The organism is Streptomyces nigra, assembly GCF_003074055.1.
In the GTDB taxonomy this organism is placed as follows: domain Bacteria; phylum Actinomycetota; class Actinomycetes; order Streptomycetales; family Streptomycetaceae; genus Streptomyces; species Streptomyces nigra.
Window position 1 is genome coordinate 4,108,368 of record NZ_CP029043.1, and the last position, 16,660, is coordinate 4,125,027.

Consider the following 16,660-nt stretch of genomic DNA (forward strand, 5'->3'; position numbering starts at 1 on the left):
CGCGGTCTCCCTCGTAGTCACGGTTCCGTCTTCCGCCTGACCGAGTACGGTTCCGTCTTTTGTACCGTCCCGTCAGATCATGCCCGACGGTGCCCCTCATCGCCTGCCCTGCCCGCCCCTTCGGCAACCGCGTGGCGTGCCGCGGCCTTCTCCTCGGCGAGCCGGCGGTGCTCGGTGGCCTTGCGTTCGTGCAGGGCGGCCATGCGCAGGTGGTACTCGGGGTCGTCCTGCTCGTAGATGTCCGGCACCCCCGAGGCGTCCTCGTCGCGCTCCTCTTCCTCCCACATCCGGCGGTACTTGGCGTTCCGTATCTTCAGCAGCACGGTCGCCAGGAGCGCCGCGATCAGCGAGCCGAGGAGGACGGCCGCCTTGACCTCGTCGGTGAGCGCGGTGTCGCCCGCGAAGGCGAGCTCGTCGATCAGGAGGGAGACGGTGAAGCCGATCCCGGCGAGGGTCGCCACGGCGAACACGTCCGCCCACGCCAGGTCGTCGCTGAGCGAGGCCCGGGTGAAGCGCGCCGTCAGCCAGGTGCCGCCGAAGATGCCCACGGCCTTGCCGACGACCAGCCCGAGCAGCACCCCGAGCGTCTCCGGCTGGGTGAACACATCGCGCAGCGCGCCCCCGGAGATCACGACCCCGGCGCTGAACAGCGCGAACAGCGGCACGGCCACGCCCGCCGACAGCGGCCGTACGAGGTGCTCGATGTGCTCGCCTGGGGAGTGCTCCTCGCCCTCGCGCCGGGAGCAGCGCAGCATCAGGCCCATCGTGACACCAGCGATGGTGGCGTGGACGCCGCTGTTGTACATCAGCCCCCAGATGACGAGGGCGAGCGGCACGTACACGTACCAGCCGCGTACGCCCTTGCGCAGCAGCAGCCAGAAGACGACCAGGCCCGCGACGGCGCCGCCGAGCGCGGCGAAGTTCAGGGTCTCGGTGAAGAAGAGCGCGATGATCAGGATCGCGAAGAGGTCGTCGACCACGGCGAGAGTCAGCAGGAAGGCGCGGAGCGCGCTCGGCAGTGAGGTGCCGATGACCGCGAGCACGGCCAGCGCGAACGCGATGTCGGTCGCCGTCGGTACGGCCCAGCCCGCCGTCGATCCGCCGCCGGTGACCACGGTGAGTATGTACACGAGCGCCGGTACCGCCATGCCGCAGAGCGCCGCGACGACCGGCAGGACGGCCTTGCTCGGGTCCTTCAGATCGCCTGCGACCAGTTCGCGCTTGAGCTCGATCCCGGCGACGAAGAAGAAGATCGCGAGGAGGCCGTCGGCCGCCCAGTGCTCGATGGAGAGGTTGAGGCCCAGGGCCTCAGGGCCGAGGTGGAAGTGGCCGACAGTCTCGTAACTGTGTCCCAGTCCGGGGAGGTTCGCCCACAGCAGCGCGGCGATCGCGGCGACGAGGAGCAGGACTCCGCCGACGGTCTCGGTGCGCAGCGCTTCCGCCACGAAGTTCCGCTCGGGGAGCGAGAGCCGTCCGAAGGCCTTGCGGGCGGGGGGCGGGGGAGGGGACGCGGTCACGGGACTACCTTCGGTCGGTGGGCAGGACGGAGCACATGCCGACCAGACTTCCCGGCGCACCGATGAACGAGTTTCGCTTTGTTTAGCCTACCTAAGGGTGCAGGGCTGTGCACGTGGGGGCCTGTCGTGGGGGGCGGTCCTGTGTACGGCCGATGCGTCGTACGTACGCGAAAGGCACCCGGCGTGTCTGTCGCCGGGTGCCTTTCGGTGGGGCGTGCTCAGTCCTCGCTGGACGACGTCGGCAGCTTCTTCTGGATGAGGTCCATGACGGTCGAGTCGGTCAGCGTGGTCACATCACCGAGCTGGCGGTTCTCGGCGACGTCCCGGAGCAGCCGGCGCATGATCTTGCCGGAGCGGGTCTTCGGCAGCTCGGCCACCGGCAGGATCCGCTTGGGCTTGGCGATCGGGCCGAGGGTGGCGCCGACGTGGTTACGCAGCTCGGCGATCAGGTCCTCGGTCTCGGCGGCCGTGCCGCGCAGGATGACGAAGGCGACGATGGCCTGGCCGGTCGTCTCGTCGGTGGCGCCGACGACGGCCGCCTCGGCGACCGACGGGTGGGACACCAGAGCCGACTCCACCTCGGTGGTCGAGATGTTGTGCCCGGACACCAGCATCACGTCGTCGACCCGGCCGAGCAGCCAGATGTCCCCGTCGTCGTCCTTCTTCGCGCCGTCACCGGCGAAGTACTTGCCCTCGAAACGCGACCAGTACGTGTCGATGAACCGCTGGTCGTCGCCCCAGATGGTGCGCAGCATCGACGGCCACGGCTCGGTCAGGACCAGATAGCCGCCACCGCCGTTGGGCACCTCGTTGGCCTCGTCGTCCACGACGGTCGCGGCGATGCCGGGCAGCGGCCGCTGGGCCGAGCCGGGCTTGGCCTCGGTCACGCCGGGCAGCGGCGAGATCATCATGGCGCCGGTCTCGGTCTGCCACCAGGTGTCGACGACCGGGGTGGTGTCGGCGCCGATGTTCTTGCGGTACCAGATCCACGCCTCGGGGTTGATCGGCTCGCCCACCGAGCCCAGGACGCGCAGCGACGACAGGTCGAACTTCGCGGGGATGTCGTCGCCCCACTTCATGAACGTCCGGATCGCGGTCGGCGCCGTGTAGAGGATCGTGACGCCGTACTTCTGCACGATCTCCCAGAAGCGCCCCTGGTGCGGGGTGTCCGGCGTGCCCTCGTACATGACCTGCGTCGCGCCGTTCGCCAGAGGCCCGTAGACGATGTACGAGTGCCCGGTGACCCAGCCGACGTCCGCCGTGCACCAGTAGACGTCGGTCTCCGGCTTGAGGTCGAAGACGGCGTGGTGCGTGTAGGCGGTCTGGGTGAGGTAGCCGCCGGACGTGTGCAGGATGCCCTTGGGCTTACCCGTCGTCCCGGACGTGTAGAGGATGAAGAGCGGCTGCTCGGCGTCGAACGCCTCGGCCGTGTGCTCGGCGGACTGCCGCTCGACCAGCTCGTGCCACCACACGTCACGGCTGTCGTCCCAGGCCACGTCCTGGCCGGTACGGCGGACCACGAGCACATGCTCGACGTTGTCCACCTTGGAGATCGCCTCGTCGACGGCCGGCTTGAGCGCGGACGGCTTGCCGCGCCGGTAGCCGCCGTCGGAGGTGATGACGACCTTGGCGTCGGCGTCCTGGATCCGGGTCGCGAGGGCGTCCGCGGAGAAGCCGCCGAAGACGACCGAGTGGGCGGCGCCGATGCGCGCGCAGGCCAGCATCGCGACGGCCGTCTCGGGGATCATCGGCATGTAGACGGCGACCCGGTCGCCCTTGCGGACGCCCAGCTCCAGCAGCGCGTTGGCCGCCTTGGAGACCTCGTCCTTGAGCTCGGCGTAGGTGATGGCGCGGCTGTCGCCGGGCTCACCCTCGAAGTGGATGGCCACCCGGTCGCCGTGGCCGGCCTCGACGTGCCGGTCCACGCAGTTGTAGGCGACGTTGAGCTCGCCGTCCTTGAACCACTTGGCGAACGGAGGGTTCGACCAGTCCAGTGTCTCGGTCGGCTCCTTGGCCCAGGTCAGGCGGCGGGCCTGCTCGGCCCAGAAGCCGAGCCTGTCAGCCTTGGCCTGTTCATACGCCTCCGCCGTGACGTTGGCGTTGGCAGCCAGGTCGGCGGGGGGTGCGAACCTGCGCTCTTCCTTGAGCAGGTTGGCCAGGCTTTCGTTGCTCACGACATCTCCCTTTCCCAGGGTGTCCGTTGTGTCCCAGGCCACAGCTCATCAGACCCGAGGGCCCGCTGACAAGGGTCGACGGATAATTGGTTTAGACCTGTCTGAGGTCGGGTGCACACGTGCTGTCGGCGCCGGGGGTCATCCGTTCCCACGGACGCCGTATGCACGCGGTTCAGGTCTGTTATCCCTTTCACACTCGGACGCTCCCTGATGCTCCGGCCTGTGCGGATCTCCCGGGGGAGTCGCCCGGATGGCCGCCGGTCGGGCGCACGGCCCCGCACCCGGGGAGGGCGGGGCGGGGCCGTGCTCCTTGGGAGGGGCTGGGGCGGGGCCGTGCGTCTACGGAGGGTCAGGCCGTCAGGTCCGCCACACCCACGTGGTCGAACACCTCGCCCTCGTGCACCTCGGACAGCAGGTAGGCCTGCGCTTCGCCGACGTGGAAGTACATCCCGTGCAGCTCCAGCTCTCCTGCCCGCAGGGCGCGGCTCACCGAGTCGTGAGCCCGTAGATGCTCCAACTGCTGGATCACATTGGTCAGGCAGAGCTGCTCGACCGTGTCGGCCGCCGCCCGCCCGGCGAGTCTGGCCGCGGGCCGGCTTTTGTCGGCCATGCGGGCGACGCTCGGCCGGCCGTGTCGCAGCCATCGCCGGAGCGGGGTCTGCGCGGTGTCCTGGTCGGCGGCGAGCAGCGCCTGCATCGCCCCGCACCCGGAGTGTCCGCACACCGTGATGGACCGCACCCGCAGCACATCGACGGCGTACTCGATCGCGGCGGCCACCGAATCGTCCCCGCTCTCCTCGCCGGGCGGCGGGACGAGGTTGCCGACATTGCGGACGACGAAGAGGTCGCCGGGGCCACTGCTGGTGATCATCGACGTGACCAGCCGTGAGTCCGCGCAGGTGAGGAAGAGCTGCGAGGGCTGCTGCCCCTCCCGTGCCAGCCTTGCCAGCTCGCTCCGCACGAGGGGCGCGGTGTTGCGCTGGAAGGCGCTGATGCCGCGGGCGAGTTGGTTCGTTGTGGGGGTGGTGGCGTCCGGGGCGCGGGGGCTGGAGGGGGGCGCTGAGGCCTCGACCGTTGCGCCGGGGGTGCCGGGGGTTTCGGGTGCGCCGAGTGCGTCGAGTTTCGTGGCGAGGTCGGAGGGCTCGGTGTGTTCTGTGTCCTCGGGCGCGCGAGCCGTCGTGGTCTCGGCGTTGTTCCGCTGGGCGGGGCCGCCCGTCTCCGGGATGGCGCACTGGTGGTTGCGCCATGGTGTCCAGGGGTGGCACCGGCAGCCGGACGAGTCCGGTGCGGTCGTCCCGCCGTCCGGGTGGAGGCCGGCCGGTCCCGTCGGTTCGCCGATCCGGACGCCGGTGCGCCGACCGACCAGTTCGACGGTGCCGCCGTGCGCCGTCTGGGTGTTCTGCCAGTCCTGCAGGGACTCGTACGCCGCGTGGTCCATGAAGGAGCCGTCCAACTCGACGACGGCGTGCGCTCCTTGGGGTACGAGGTGCAGGGTCCGGCTGAGCCGGGGCACCGCGAGGAACGTCAACTGCCCTCTGACGTGTACGTGATGGACTCCTTCCTTCTCGTGGTGCGTGATCCGGGTGCGGGTGAGGCGGTGCAGGGCGACGGCGACGGCCATGCCGATCCCGAGAGCGACGCCCTCGAGGACGCCGAGGAAGACCACGCCGACGGTGGTGACGGCGTAGACGAGCACTTCGCGGTGGCGGGTCACCGTGCGGATGTGGTGCAGGGACACCATCTGGATGCCGACGGCCATCACCAGGGCGGCGAGCGAGGCGAGGGGGATGAGCTCGAGGACCGGGACCATCAGCAGCGCGGCGATCACTACGAGAACGCCGTGCAGCATCGTGGAGTTCCGGCTGACGGCACCGGCGTTGACGTTCGCCGTGCTGCGGACGGCCACTCCGGCGATGGGCAGGCCGCCGAGGGCGCCGGAGACGACGTTGGCGGCGCCCTGTCCGAGCAGCTCCCGGTCCAGGTCGGCGCGGCGGACGCGGCCGGACAGCGCGGGCCGGGCAGCGACCATCTTGTCCACGGCGACCGCGCCGAGCAGCGACTGCACGCTGCACACCAGCGTGATCGTGAGCACGGCGGCGATCAGGCCGAGCGCGGGGCCCTCGGGGAGGCCGGCGAGGGCGTGGCTGCTCCAGGACGGCAGGTCGACCTTGGGCAGACCGAACCCGAGAAATGCCGCGGAGGTGGTGGCTCCGGTGACGGCGACGAGGGGTGCGGGGACGACGCGCAGGAGCCGTCCGGCGCGGCCGGGAAGGCGGGGCCAGGCCAGCAGGAGGCAGAGGGTCAGCGCGCTGACCGAGAGGGCGGCCGTCTGGACCTGAGCCAGCTGGGCGGGCAGGTCCCGCAGATTGAGCAGCACCGAGCTGTGCGGGGTGCCGCCGAGGACGATGTGCAGCTGGGCCACGGCGATGGTCACGCCGATGCCGGCGAGCATGCCGTGCACGATGGCCGGGCTGACGGCGAGCGCGGTGCGGGCCACGCGGAGGAGCCCGAGGCCGAGCTGGGCGAGACCGGCGAGGACGGTGATGGCGCAGGTCGTACGCCATCCGTAGCGATGGATGAGCTCGGCGGTCACGACCGTGAGTCCGGCGGCGGGGCCGCTGACCTGGAGGGGGGCGCCGCCGAGCCGTCCGACGACGACTCCGCCGACGGCGGCGGCCACGAGGCCGGCCTGGAGCGGGGCGCCGGTGGCGAGGGCGATGCCCAGGGAGAGGGGGAGGGCGATCAGGAAGACCGCGATGGACGCGGATACGTCGGCGCCGGTGAGGCGGGGGCCTCGGGGCCGGGGCGACGGCGGGCTGTGGGGCTCGTGGCTGTGTTCCTTGCGATGGGGGTCGTCGTGGCGGGTGGGGGTGCAGGCTGACATGTTCCCGTCTCCTCCGGGGCAGCGCGGTCGCGGATCTCTTCGTGCCTCTGGCCGTGCGCCAGGGGTCGCGGCCGTGTGGGCACGGCGTACAGCGGCGGGTGGTGACAGTCGGTAAACAGATCGTAATGGAGAGTAAAGGGAGGGAATAGAGTGTCCGAGCAAATGGACTAATAAATCGCCCTGGAGGGTGAAGCGGTGGATTAGTCGGCTTGTCGTACTAATTCCACCTTCGGCTCATGCGATCTTGGCGGCGCCGCCGGACCCGAGAGAAGGAAGAAGGTGGACGGACATGGCCGCCACCCGCAGGACCGCTCCGCACCGCGTTGCCGCCCCAGCCCCCAGGTCGGCCACACCCCACCGAGTCGTCCCATCGCACCGGTCCGCCAGGGCCCGGAGAATCGCCGCGTGCACGGCGCTCGCCGCCGTCTGCGCGGCCTCGCTCGCGGGCTGCGCCGGATCCGAGCCGGACGGGCACGCCGCGCCCGGGCCGCAGAAGCAGAAGCCGGTGGCCCCCGCCCCGAAGAGCGCGATCCGCCTGATCGGCGACGGCTCCACGGCGTACACGGGGGCGCAGCCGCATCTGCCGCGCCCCGAGAGGCTGAAGCCGGGCGAGAAGCCGCCGCAGTTCGTGGTGTTCTCCTGGGACGGCGCCGGCGAGGACAGCCAGAAGCTGTTCTCGCACTTCCGCAGGGTCGCCAAGGAGAACAACGCGACCATGACGTACTTCCTGAGCGGCGTGTACCTGCTGCCGGAGGACAAGCGCGACCTGTACCGGCCGCCGCAGCACTCCCCGGGCCGCTCGGACATCGGCTTCAACGACCAGGAGGGAATCGCCGACACCGTGCGGCAGTTGCGGCTCGCGTGGCTGGAGGGCAACGAGATCGGCACCCACTTCAACGGGCACTTCTGCGGCAGCGGAGGCGGGGTCGGCGAGTGGTCGGTGAAGGAGTGGAAGGAGGAGATCGGCCAGGCGAAGAAGTTCGTGAAGTCCTGGAAGACCAACACCGGGATGGCACAGGCGGACCCGCTGCCCTTCGACTACGACAAGGAGCTCATCGGCGCGCGCACGCCCTGCCTGGAGGGCCGCTCGAACTTCGTCAAGGCGGCGCGCGACCTGGGCTTCCGCTACGACTCCAGCGGCGTCAACAACCAGCTGTGGCCCACGAAGAGGCACGGGCTGTGGGACCTGTCGCTGCAGCTCGTGCCGTTCCCCGGGCACTCCTACGAACAGCTCACCATGGACTACAACTTCATGGTCAACCAGTCCGGCACGAAGACCCAGGGCGACCCGTCCAAGCACCGGTTCTGGGGCGACCAGATGCGTGAAGGGCTGCTCATGGGCTTCCGGCGGGCGTACCACGGCAATCGCGCCCCGCTGATCATCGGCAACCATTTCGAATCCTGGAACGGCGGCACCTATATGCGTGCTGTCGAGGAGACCGTCGAAGCCGTCTGCAACAAGCCCGACGTGCGCTGCGTGTCCTTCCGTCAGCTCGTCGACTGGCTCGACGCACAGGACCCCGCGACCCTGCGCACGCTGCGCTCGCTGAACGTCGGCGAGGCCCCGAAGCAGGGCTGGGCGTCCTTCCTGTCGGGCGGCGGGGCCCCGGCCCCGAAGGGGGTGCCGGGGGCGCCGGCGGGACAGTAGGGGGCCGATCGGTCGATCAGGCGGTCGGGGACAAGGAGGCGTCGGCCTCGGAGAGCGCGACGAGGTGCTCGCCGAGGACGAACCCGGGGTCGATCTGCGCGGCCAGATCGGCCCCGGTGCGCTCGTTCCCCCAGGACTGGGCGTTCTTCAGGTGGAAGTGCACCATCTGACGGGTGTAGCGCTCCCAGTCCCGCAGCTCGTACGTGGCGTCCGCGGCCGTCCGCAGACGGCGCAGGGCCGTGTGGTTGGCGTCCTCCAGGAGCTCGAACCGCGGCGGGCGGCCCTTCTCCATGGCCCGGACCCAGTCCGAGTGCCCGACGGTCACCAGCAGGTCGTCCCCGACCTCGGCGCGCAGGAAGTCGAGGTCGTCCTGCCCCTGCACCTTGTTGCCGACCACCTTGAGGACGACGCCGTAGTCGCGCGCGTAGTCGCGGTACTGGCGGTAGACGGAGACTCCCTTCCGGGTCGGCTCGGCGACGAGGAACGTGATGTCGAAGCGGGTGAACATCCCGGAGGCGAAGGAGTCCGAACCCGCCGTCATGTCGACCACGACGTACTCGCCGGGGCCGTCCACCAGGTGGTTCAGGAACAGCTCCACCGCTCCCGTCTTGGAGTGGTAGCAGGCGACTCCGAGGTCGGAGTCGGTGAAGGGGCCGGTGACCATCAAACGGACGGCGCCGCCGTCGAGTTCCACCGGGCGGGCGCAGGCGTCGTACACCGGGTTCGGCTCGCGCACCCGCACGAGCCGCGATCCCTCACCGGGCGGTGTCGTCTTGATCATCGTCGCGGTGGACGTGATCCGAGAGTTGTGGCCGCGCAGGTAGTCCTTGATCAGCGGCAGCCGCTCGCCCATCGCGGGCACGGCCGCGGCTTCCGTCTCGTCGAGACCGAGCGCGGCTCCGAGGTGCTGGTTGATGTCGGCGTCGATGGCGACGACCGGCGCTCCGGCCGCCGCCAGATGGCGGATGAACAGGGAGGACAGCGTCGTCTTGCCGCTGCCGCCCTTCCCGACGAAAGCAATTTTCATGTTCACCAAGCGTAGTCGGGTAATAGCTGTATGTGGCACATGTGGGGCGTAAGGCCACTCGATCGAGGGGTTGAGGCCGTCGGTCGGAGGGCGGAGGCCGTCGGTGGCAGGGGGTGGAGGCTGTCGGTCGGAGGGGCGGAGGCCGTCGGTGGCAGGGGGTGGAGGCTGTCGGTCGGAGGGGCGGAGGCCGTCGTTCCGGGCGTGGGAAGCGGGGCGGGGTGGCGGCCGGTTCGGGGGCGGCGCGTAATGTCGTACTCATGAGTACGACAGGAGCGTCCGCCGATCCGCTCGCGGCCCTCGGGTCGCTCCCCGGTGTGCCCGAGGCCGTGGAGTCGGTGCGCAAGGCAGTGGACCGGGTGTACGGGCACCGGATCATGCGGCGTCGCAGCAACGAGATCACGTCCGAGGCGGCCCTGCGCGGCGCCCGTGGCTCGGCGGCGCTGTCCGGGGCGGACTGGGCGCTCGAGGAGGTGCGCCGGCGTACCGACTTCAGCGGGGACGATGAGGCGCGCATGATGGGCGCCGCCCTGCGGCTCACCGCCGAGGCCGGTCAACTGCTGTCCATCTGGCGCCAGTCGCCGCTCCGCGTCCTGGCCCGGCTGCACCTGGTGGCCGCCGCGGACGGTGACGAGCGGGTCGGGCGGCCGCGGCAGGAGGGCGAGGCGGTCGACGAACCGCTGATCGAGCTGCCCCTGCCGAGCGCGGCGGAGGCGCACGGCCGGCTGGACGGCCTCGCGGAGCTGATCATCGCGGGCGGTTCCGCGCCCGCTCTGGTGACGGCTGCCGTCGTGCACGGCGAGCTGCTCGCGCTGCGCCCCTTCACCTCCCACAACGGCCTGGTCGCGCGTACGGCCGAGCGGGTCGTCCTGGTGGGCAGCGGACTGGACCCGAAGTCGGTGTGCGCGGCCGAGGTGGGGCATGCCGAGCTGGGTCGTGCGGCCTATCTGGCGGCGCTCGACGGCTATGTCTCGGGCACGCCCGAGGGCATGGCGGCCTGGATCGCCCACTGCGGGAAGGCGGTCGAGCTCGGGGCGCGTGAGTCCATGGCGGTCTGCGAGGCGCTGCAGCGCGGCGCCGCCTGAGCTGTTTTCGCCGCGCGGAGGGACTCGCATTCCGTAAGCCGCGCGGGCTCCGGAGAACCCGGACAACTAAATGCGGCGGTACGAGGATTCGTACCGCCGCTGGCATGTCCATCGGGTTACCAAGCGTCCTCGATGTATTGCCCATCAGGCCGGGAGCTTTGCCCGTCACCTGGTGCGGCTGGCCCGTAATCGACGGGTCGACGTCGCGTGGGTGCCCGATGTCCATGCTCGGTCCGTGGGGCCAATTGCGTAGCTAAGGTGATCCTCTCGGATGTCCTTGGTCTCGCGGGCCGTTGAGTCCTTTGTACTCCAGACCGCAACCAAGCGGAAGACCTCGCTGTAGTTCTTTACTTTTGCTCTCAAATGCGAGCCAAACGGGCATCGATATCCGTGCGTGACGGATGAGGCGGCGGGGTACGCGGATCAGGCGAGCGCCGTGCGGCGCCGGCTCGCGTACCAGACCAGGCCGGCCGTGGCCGCCGCAGCGCCTATGGCGGCGGCCGCGACGAGGGCGGGCCGCGGCGGTACCGAGAAGGCGGGGATGCGCTGCTTGAGCCGGACCGGCCGGTGGAAGTCGAGAATCGGCCACCCGCGCGCGAGCGCCTCGCGACGCAGGGCGCGGTCCGGGTTCACGGCGTGCGGGTGCCCGACGGTCTGCAGCATCGGCAGGTCGGTGGCCGAGTCGCTGTACGCGTAGCAGCGCGCGAGGTCGTAGCCCTCGGACGCGGCCAGCTCCCGGATCGCCTCCGCCTTGGTCGGGCCGTACGCGTAGTACTCCACCTCCCCGGTGAAGCAGCCGTCGTCGCCGACGACCATACGGGTGGCCACCACACGGTCGGCTCCGAGCAGCTCACCGATGGGTTCCACCACCTCGGCGCCGGACGTCGACACGATCACGACGTCCCGGCCGGCGGTGTGGTGCTCCTCGATGAGGGAGGCGGCCTCGTCGTAGATGATCGGGTCGATGAGGTCGTGCAGCGTCTCGGCGACGATCTCTTTGACCTGCTGGACGTTCCAGCCACGGACCATCGCGGAGAGGTACTCGCGTGTGCGCTCCATCTGGTCGTGGTCCATACCGCCCACGCGGAAGACGAACTGCGCATAGGCGGTCCGCAAGGCGGCCCTGCGGTTGATCAGGCCGCCTTGGTAGAACGACTTGCTGAACGTGAGCGTGCTCGACTTCGCAATGACCGTCTTGTCCAGGTCAAAGAAGGCGGCTGTGCGGGGCAAGGAGTGGTTTTCCACGACCCTGAGCATAGGCGCAGCCCATTCGGCGTAAGGTTGGCGCGTGGGTTTGCTTGAGAAGGCTCTCGGGTACACCATGGAAGTCACGGATCGTTCGCGACCGTGCTAACCCGGTCCGACTCCTCCCCCCCGAGTCGGCCGTGGAGACGACCCCCGCTCTCCCCCCCGGCGGGGGTCGTCGCATGTCCGGGGCGGTTTTTCCCTTACGTGTACGGCTGTGAGGCCGTAGCCGGGCGGCTCGTGCCGCCCTTTCGGCGTGCTTCCGATTCGTCACGCTGAGTAGTTAACACGGTGCTGTGCGGGGACCGTCCAGGGATCGGTGCATGCCTCACCGGATTGGGTGACGGTCATATTCACAACTACCGAGTTGTCCACAGTTATTGACCAAGATCCACACGATTTGCCGGATCGCTGCATCGTGATTCCGACGCGTCCCGGCGGGCCGACTTCATGGCCGGTTCCGGTTTGTCGGGCGTGATTGGCCGGTTCGTATCGGCCGTTCATATGGGGCCGCTTACCGGCTCTTCACACCTTTGGGAATGGCGTGGCCGCAGGGCTGCGCGAGCGATGCAGCGATGGGGGATGGAAACAGTGACCGCAGCCGTCACACACGATCCGCCGGGCCCCGCCTCCGGGCGGCCCGGGAAGCCGTTGATCGTCACCGAGGACGCCGACCTGCTCGACGACCTGCTGCGCCTGTGCGCGGCGGCCGGCGCGACACCCGAGGTGCACCACGGGGTGCCGGAGCCGCGCAGCAGCTGGGAGGCGGCACCACTCGTGCTCGTCGGCGACGACGCCGCACGCCGGGTGCGGGGCGCCGGACGCCGGGGCGGCGTGGTCCTCGTCGGCCGTGACCAGGACGACTCGGGGGTCTGGCGCCGGGCCGTCGAGATCGGTGCCGACCATGTCCTGATGCTTCCCGACGGCGAGCAGTGGCTGGTCGACCGGATCGCCGACGTCGCCGAAGGTGTCGGCCGGCCCGCCCTCACCGTCGGCGTCATCGGCGGCAGAGGGGGCGCCGGGGCCTCCACGCTCGCGTGTGCCCTCGCCGTGACGGCCGCGCGGGAAGGGCTGCGCACCCTGCTGGTGGACGGCGATCCGCTGGGCGGCGGCCTCGACGTCGTCCTCGGCGGGGAGGCCGCCGCGGGCCTGCGCTGGCCCGCCTTCGCCGGGTCGCGAGGACGGCTGGGCAGCGGGGCTTTGGAAGAGTCCCTGCCCGAACTGCACTCCCTGCGCGTGCTCAGCTGGGACCGGGGCGACAGCGTCGCCGTCCCCCCGCAGGCGATGCGCGCCGTGCTGGCGGCGGCCCGGCGCCGAGGCGGGGCGGTCGTCGTCGACCTGCCCCGCCGGATCGACGACGGAGTCGCCGAGGCCCTCGCCCAGCTCGACGTCGGTCTCCTCGTCGTCCCCGCCGAACTGCGCGCCGTCGCGGCGGCCCGGCAGGTGGCCTCGGCGGTCCAGCTGCTGCTGAGGGATCTGCGCGTGACCGTACGAGGGCCGTACGCGCCCGGTCTGGACGACCGGGAGGTGGCCCGGCTCCTCGATCTTCCGCTGGTGGGCGAGGTGCCGGTGGAACCGGGTCTCCTGCGGCCCCACGACCACCGGGAACCGCCCGGCGCGGCGGCGCGCGGCCCACTGGCCCGCTTCTGCCGGGAGTTCTGGGAGCGCGCGTTGTGCGAGGTGCGGGTGGGATGAGGCGGTTTCAGGGCTGGGGCGAGTGGCGTGATCAGGGGTCGGGGTGACGGAGCGGGTGGAGCTGTGGGAGAGGCGGGCGGACGGATGAGTACGGAGGGGGCGCGCGTGGGCGCGGGGACGGTGACGGCGCCGGTGGCGAGGTCGGAGGCGGGGGCGAGGCCGGGGCCTCGGGTGCCTCGGTGGGCGGTGAGTGGTGTGGGGGATACGGGTGGTCCTCCCGAGCGGGGGGCGCGGCATGCGGTCGGGAAAGGGGTGGCTTTAGGTCCGGAAGGGCTGGCGCCGGGGGTGCGTGGGGCGCGGGTGCGGTCGGTGGCTGCAGGGGCGCCGGTCCGGTCGGGAGCCGGAGGGGAGTGGGGCCGGTCGGGGGCCGGTGAAGCGCGAGTTCAGCCCAGTGGTGGGGGTTCGGCTGGGGCGCGGTGGGTGCCCGGGGGCGCTGCGGCGGACGTGCCGGCCGGGTTGCTCGACGGGGTGCGGCAGTGGCTGGCGGAGAGCGGGGCCGAACCGACCCCGGCCCGGGTCGCGCAGGCCTTGCGTGAGCAGGGCAGGGTGCTGGGTGACGCGGAAGTGCTGGGTGCGGCCGAGCAGTTGCGGTCGGAGCTGGTCGGGAGCGGCCCGCTGGAACCGCTGCTCGCCGATCCCGCTGTCACCGACGTGCTGGTGTCGGCCCCGGACCGGGTGTGGGTCGACCGGGGCGGGGGCCTGGAGTTGACCTCCGTGTCCTTCCCCGACGCGGCGGCCGTACGGCGTCTCGCGCAGCGCCTCGCCGCGGTGGCCGGCCGGCGGCTGGACGACGCCCGCCCCTGGGTGGACGCCCGGTTGCCCGACGGGACCCGTTTGCACGCGGTACTCCCGCCGGTGGCCGTCGGGTGCGCGTGCCTGTCGCTCCGGGTGGCGCGGCCGCGGGCGTTCAGGCTGGACGAACTGGTCGCGGCGGGGACGGTGCCGCCGGGCGGGGACCGGGTGTTGCGGGCCCTGGTCGACGCGCGGCTGTCCTTCCTGATCAGTGGCGGGACCGGCAGCGGAAAGACGACGCTGTTGAGTGCCCTGCTCGGGTTGGTCGGGCCGGGTGAGCGGATCGTGCTCGCCGAGGACTCGGCGGAGCTCAAGCCGGACCATCCGCACGTCGTACGGCTGGAGAGCCGGCCCGCCAACCAGGAGGGCGCGGGGCTCGTGACGCTGGAGGACCTGGTGCGGCAGGCCCTGCGGATGCGGCCGGACCGGCTCGTCGTGGGCGAGGTGCGCGGGCCCGAGGTGGTGCATCTGCTGGCGGCCCTCAATACGGGCCATGAGGGCGGCTGCGGGACTGTTCACGCCAATGCGGCCTCCGATGTGCCCGCCCGCCTGGAAGCCCTCGGGACGGCGGCCGGGCTCGACCGGGCGGCCCTGCACAGCCAGTTGGCGGCGGCGCTGTCGGTGGTTCTGCACCTTGTGCGGGACCGGGGCGGGCGTCGGCGGATCGCCGAGGTGCAGGTGCTGGAGCGGGACCCGACCGGACTGGTGCGGACGGTGCCGGCGTTGCGGTGGGCGCCGGAGGGGTTCGTGGCGGAGCGGGGCTGGGAGCGGCTTCAGTGCCTGCTGCGTGGGGGCGTCGACGCCAGGGGTGCCGTGGGCGGTGGTGTCCGTGGATGAGCTGGCGTCCGGCGCGCTGGGCGGGTTGGGGGCGGCCGGTGTGTGTCTGGGAGCTGCGGCCGTCTGTCTGGTGGGCGGGCGGGACCATGGGGTCCGCAGGCTCCGGGTGCTGCTCGCGGATGGCGGCGGCCTGGAGGCCGGTTCGTCCGGTTGGCGGCGGGTGGAGGGGACGCTACGGCGGTTACGCGGGCGGCTGAAGGCCGAGGGGTGGGCCCTGGTCGCGGGGCTGGTGCTGGCGGTGCTCGGTGCGTCGGTGGTGCCGTTGGTCGCCGGGGCGGCCGGGGTGCCGTTGCTGAGGCGGATGCGTCTGGCCCAGGAGGCGCGGCGGGCGCGTGAGGTGCGCGGGGGCGCGGTGATCGCGCTCTGCGGGGCGCTGGCAGGGGAGGTGCGGGCAGGGCGGCAGCCCGGAGAGGCGTTGCTGCGGGCGGCGCGTGACTCCGGCGGGCTCGGCTCGGCGCAGTCGGCCGTGCTGGCGGCGGCCCGGTTCGGTGGCGACGTTCCCCGTGCGCTGGCCTCCGCGGCGCACCGGCCCGGCGCCGAAGGGCTGTCGGGGCTGGCCGCTTGCTGGCGAGTCGCCGTGGACCAGGGCGCTGGTCTCGCGGCCGGGCTGGACCGGTTGGAGGCGGCGCTCCGCGCCGAGCGGGATCAACGCGCTGACTTGAGAGCCCAGTTGGCGGGTGCTCGCTCGACGGTGGTGATGCTCGCCGGGCTGCCGGTGCTGGGGCTGCTGCTCGGCGCGGCGATGGGCGCGAAGCCGCTGCACGTGCTGCTGCACACGGGCGCGGGGTTCGGGTGCCTGGTGGTCGGCGGTGTGCTGGAGGCGGCCGGCATGTGGTGGGCGGCGCGCATCGTGCGGGGAGCGGAGGCGGGATGAGGCGGCGACCTGGCATGTGCGAAGAGAGGAGGGCGTGAGGTGAGCGCAGAAGTTGTCCACAGGCTGGGGATGGCCGTGGGGGCGGTGCTGATCATCGGGTGGCTGGTGCGGTGGTGGGCGGAAATCCGCCGGGAGCGCCAGGTCAGAGGACGGCTGGCGGGCCTGCTGAGAGGTGCCGACCGGGGGCCGGTCCGTAGACGGCTCGATGTCCGGCGGGGGATGGGGCGGTGGGCGCCCGTGGTGGGCGTCGGAGCTGCGGGTTGGGCTCTTGTGGGCGGTGTGGCGGGGCTGCTGGTCGGAGTGGCCGGGGCGGTCGGGCTGTGGTGGTGGCGCCGGAGGCAGGGCGCCGGTGCGGGGGCGGTTGGAGCGGACGTGGATGCGGTCGACGGTGGCGAGGTGGCACGTCGACTACCGCTCGCTGCCGATCTGTTGGCCGCCTGCATCGCCGCCGGGGCCGGTCCGGTGATCGCCGCGCAGGCGGTGGGCGAGGCGTTGGGCGGTCCGGTCGGCGATGCGCTGGCGCGAGGCGCCGCGGAATGCCGGCTCGGCGGTGAACCGTACGACGCCTGGCGGCGGTTGGCGTCGATGCCGGGGGCTGCGGGGCTGGCGCGGTTGCTGGAACGCGCCGGCGTCTCGGGGCTGCCGGCGGCCGGACCGGTCGCACGGCTCGCGGCGGAGGCCCGCGCCGACTGGACCCGGGCGTCGACGGAGAGGGCCAGGCGGGCGGCCGTCATGGTCACCGCTCCGGTGGGGCTGTGCTTCCTGCCCGCGTTCATCGCGGTCGGCGTGGCGCCGGTGGTCATCGGGCTGGCGGGCGGTGTGTTGGGAGGGGGAGGCGCATGACGGGGTGAGCCGTAGGGGCGCGCGAAAGGAGCGCGTCGAGCG

At 71.7% G+C, this 16,660-nt stretch carries 11 protein-coding genes; 6 read left to right on the forward strand and 5 right to left on the reverse strand.

Annotated features, from left to right (window positions below; translation table 11 throughout):
• Nucleotides 1-77 precede the first annotated feature (77 nt).
• The 3 genes from nhaA to DC008_RS19105 all read right to left on the reverse strand — a co-directional run bounded on the left by nhaA (nucleotide 78) and on the right by DC008_RS19105 (nucleotide 6,575).
• Nucleotides 78-1,517, reverse strand: coding sequence for a Na+/H+ antiporter NhaA (gene nhaA, locus DC008_RS19095; protein WP_108708015.1), 1,440 nt, complete (start codon nucleotides 1,515-1,517; stop codon nucleotides 78-80).
• 218 nt (nucleotides 1,518-1,735) lie between these two features.
• On the reverse strand, nucleotides 1,736-3,691 hold the full coding sequence (acs, locus tag DC008_RS19100; protein ID WP_108708016.1) for an acetate--CoA ligase: 1,956 nt from the start codon (nucleotides 3,689-3,691) through the stop codon (nucleotides 1,736-1,738).
• Nucleotides 3,692-4,040: 349 nt separating this feature from the next.
• Nucleotides 4,041-6,575 (reverse strand): SulP family inorganic anion transporter, encoded by a 2,535-nt coding sequence (locus DC008_RS19105; protein WP_167457955.1) that lies wholly within the window; start codon nucleotides 6,573-6,575, stop codon nucleotides 4,041-4,043.
• A 289-nt stretch (nucleotides 6,576-6,864) separates the two neighbouring features.
• Here DC008_RS19105 and DC008_RS19110 point away from each other — a divergent pair, with 289 nt between their 5' ends.
• A complete protein-coding gene (locus DC008_RS19110) occupies nucleotides 6,865-8,223 on the forward strand; it encodes a polysaccharide deacetylase family protein (protein ID WP_244221378.1) in 1,359 nt (452 codons plus the stop codon).
• 16 nt (nucleotides 8,224-8,239) lie between these two features.
• On the opposite strand, the gene DC008_RS19115 is transcribed toward DC008_RS19110, so the two are convergent.
• Nucleotides 8,240-9,250, reverse strand: a complete 1,011-nt coding sequence (locus DC008_RS19115; protein ID WP_108708017.1) for an ATP-binding protein — start codon at nucleotides 9,248-9,250, stop codon at nucleotides 8,240-8,242.
• Between the two features lie 257 nt (nucleotides 9,251-9,507).
• Between DC008_RS19115 and DC008_RS19120 the strand changes: the two genes are divergently transcribed.
• On the forward strand, nucleotides 9,508-10,332 hold the full coding sequence (locus tag DC008_RS19120) for a Fic family protein (protein WP_055625068.1): 825 nt from the start codon (nucleotides 9,508-9,510) through the stop codon (nucleotides 10,330-10,332).
• A 423-nt stretch (nucleotides 10,333-10,755) separates the two neighbouring features.
• Here DC008_RS19120 and DC008_RS19125 read toward each other — a convergent pair whose 3' ends face one another.
• Nucleotides 10,756-11,589, reverse strand: a complete 834-nt coding sequence (locus DC008_RS19125; RefSeq protein WP_055625067.1) for an HAD family hydrolase — start codon at nucleotides 11,587-11,589, stop codon at nucleotides 10,756-10,758.
• A 570-nt stretch (nucleotides 11,590-12,159) separates the two neighbouring features.
• On the opposite strand from DC008_RS19125, the gene ssd reads away from it, so the two are divergent.
• The 4 genes from ssd to DC008_RS19145 all read left to right on the forward strand — a co-directional run bounded on the left by ssd (nucleotide 12,160) and on the right by DC008_RS19145 (nucleotide 16,618).
• Nucleotides 12,160-13,272: a septum site-determining protein Ssd gene (gene ssd, locus DC008_RS19130; RefSeq protein WP_108708018.1), complete on the forward strand. Its 1,113-nt coding sequence runs from the start codon at nucleotides 12,160-12,162 to the stop codon at nucleotides 13,270-13,272.
• Nucleotides 13,273-13,692: 420 nt separating this feature from the next.
• Nucleotides 13,693-14,901 (forward strand): TadA family conjugal transfer-associated ATPase, encoded by a 1,209-nt coding sequence (locus DC008_RS19135; RefSeq protein WP_244221379.1) that lies wholly within the window; start codon nucleotides 13,693-13,695, stop codon nucleotides 14,899-14,901.
• A gap of 25 nt (nucleotides 14,902-14,926) precedes the next feature.
• On the forward strand, nucleotides 14,927-15,775 hold the full coding sequence (locus tag DC008_RS19140; protein ID WP_108710774.1) for a type II secretion system F family protein: 849 nt from the start codon (nucleotides 14,927-14,929) through the stop codon (nucleotides 15,773-15,775).
• Between the two features lie 39 nt (nucleotides 15,776-15,814).
• Nucleotides 15,815-16,618, forward strand: coding sequence for a type II secretion system F family protein (locus DC008_RS19145; RefSeq protein ID WP_108708019.1), 804 nt, complete (start codon nucleotides 15,815-15,817; stop codon nucleotides 16,616-16,618).
• Nucleotides 16,619-16,660 lie beyond the last annotated feature (42 nt).

Bases quoted from the DNA above. Each gene is read 5' to 3' on its own strand.
- DC008_RS19105 (WP_167457955.1), bottom strand. From the start codon at position 6,575: ATGTCAGCCTGCACCCCCACCCGCCACGACGACCCCCATCGCAAGGAA.
- DC008_RS19110 (WP_244221378.1), top strand. From the start codon at position 6,865: ATGGCCGCCACCCGCAGGACCGCTCCGCACCGCGTTGCCGCCCCAGCC.
- DC008_RS19115 (WP_108708017.1), bottom strand. From the start codon at position 9,250: ATGAAAATTGCTTTCGTCGGGAAGGGCGGCAGCGGCAAGACGACGCTG.
- DC008_RS19120 (WP_055625068.1), top strand. From the start codon at position 9,508: ATGAGTACGACAGGAGCGTCCGCCGATCCGCTCGCGGCCCTCGGGTCG.
- DC008_RS19125 (WP_055625067.1), bottom strand. From the start codon at position 11,589: ATGCTCAGGGTCGTGGAAAACCACTCCTTGCCCCGCACAGCCGCCTTC.
- ssd (WP_108708018.1), top strand. From the start codon at position 12,160: ATGGAAACAGTGACCGCAGCCGTCACACACGATCCGCCGGGCCCCGCC.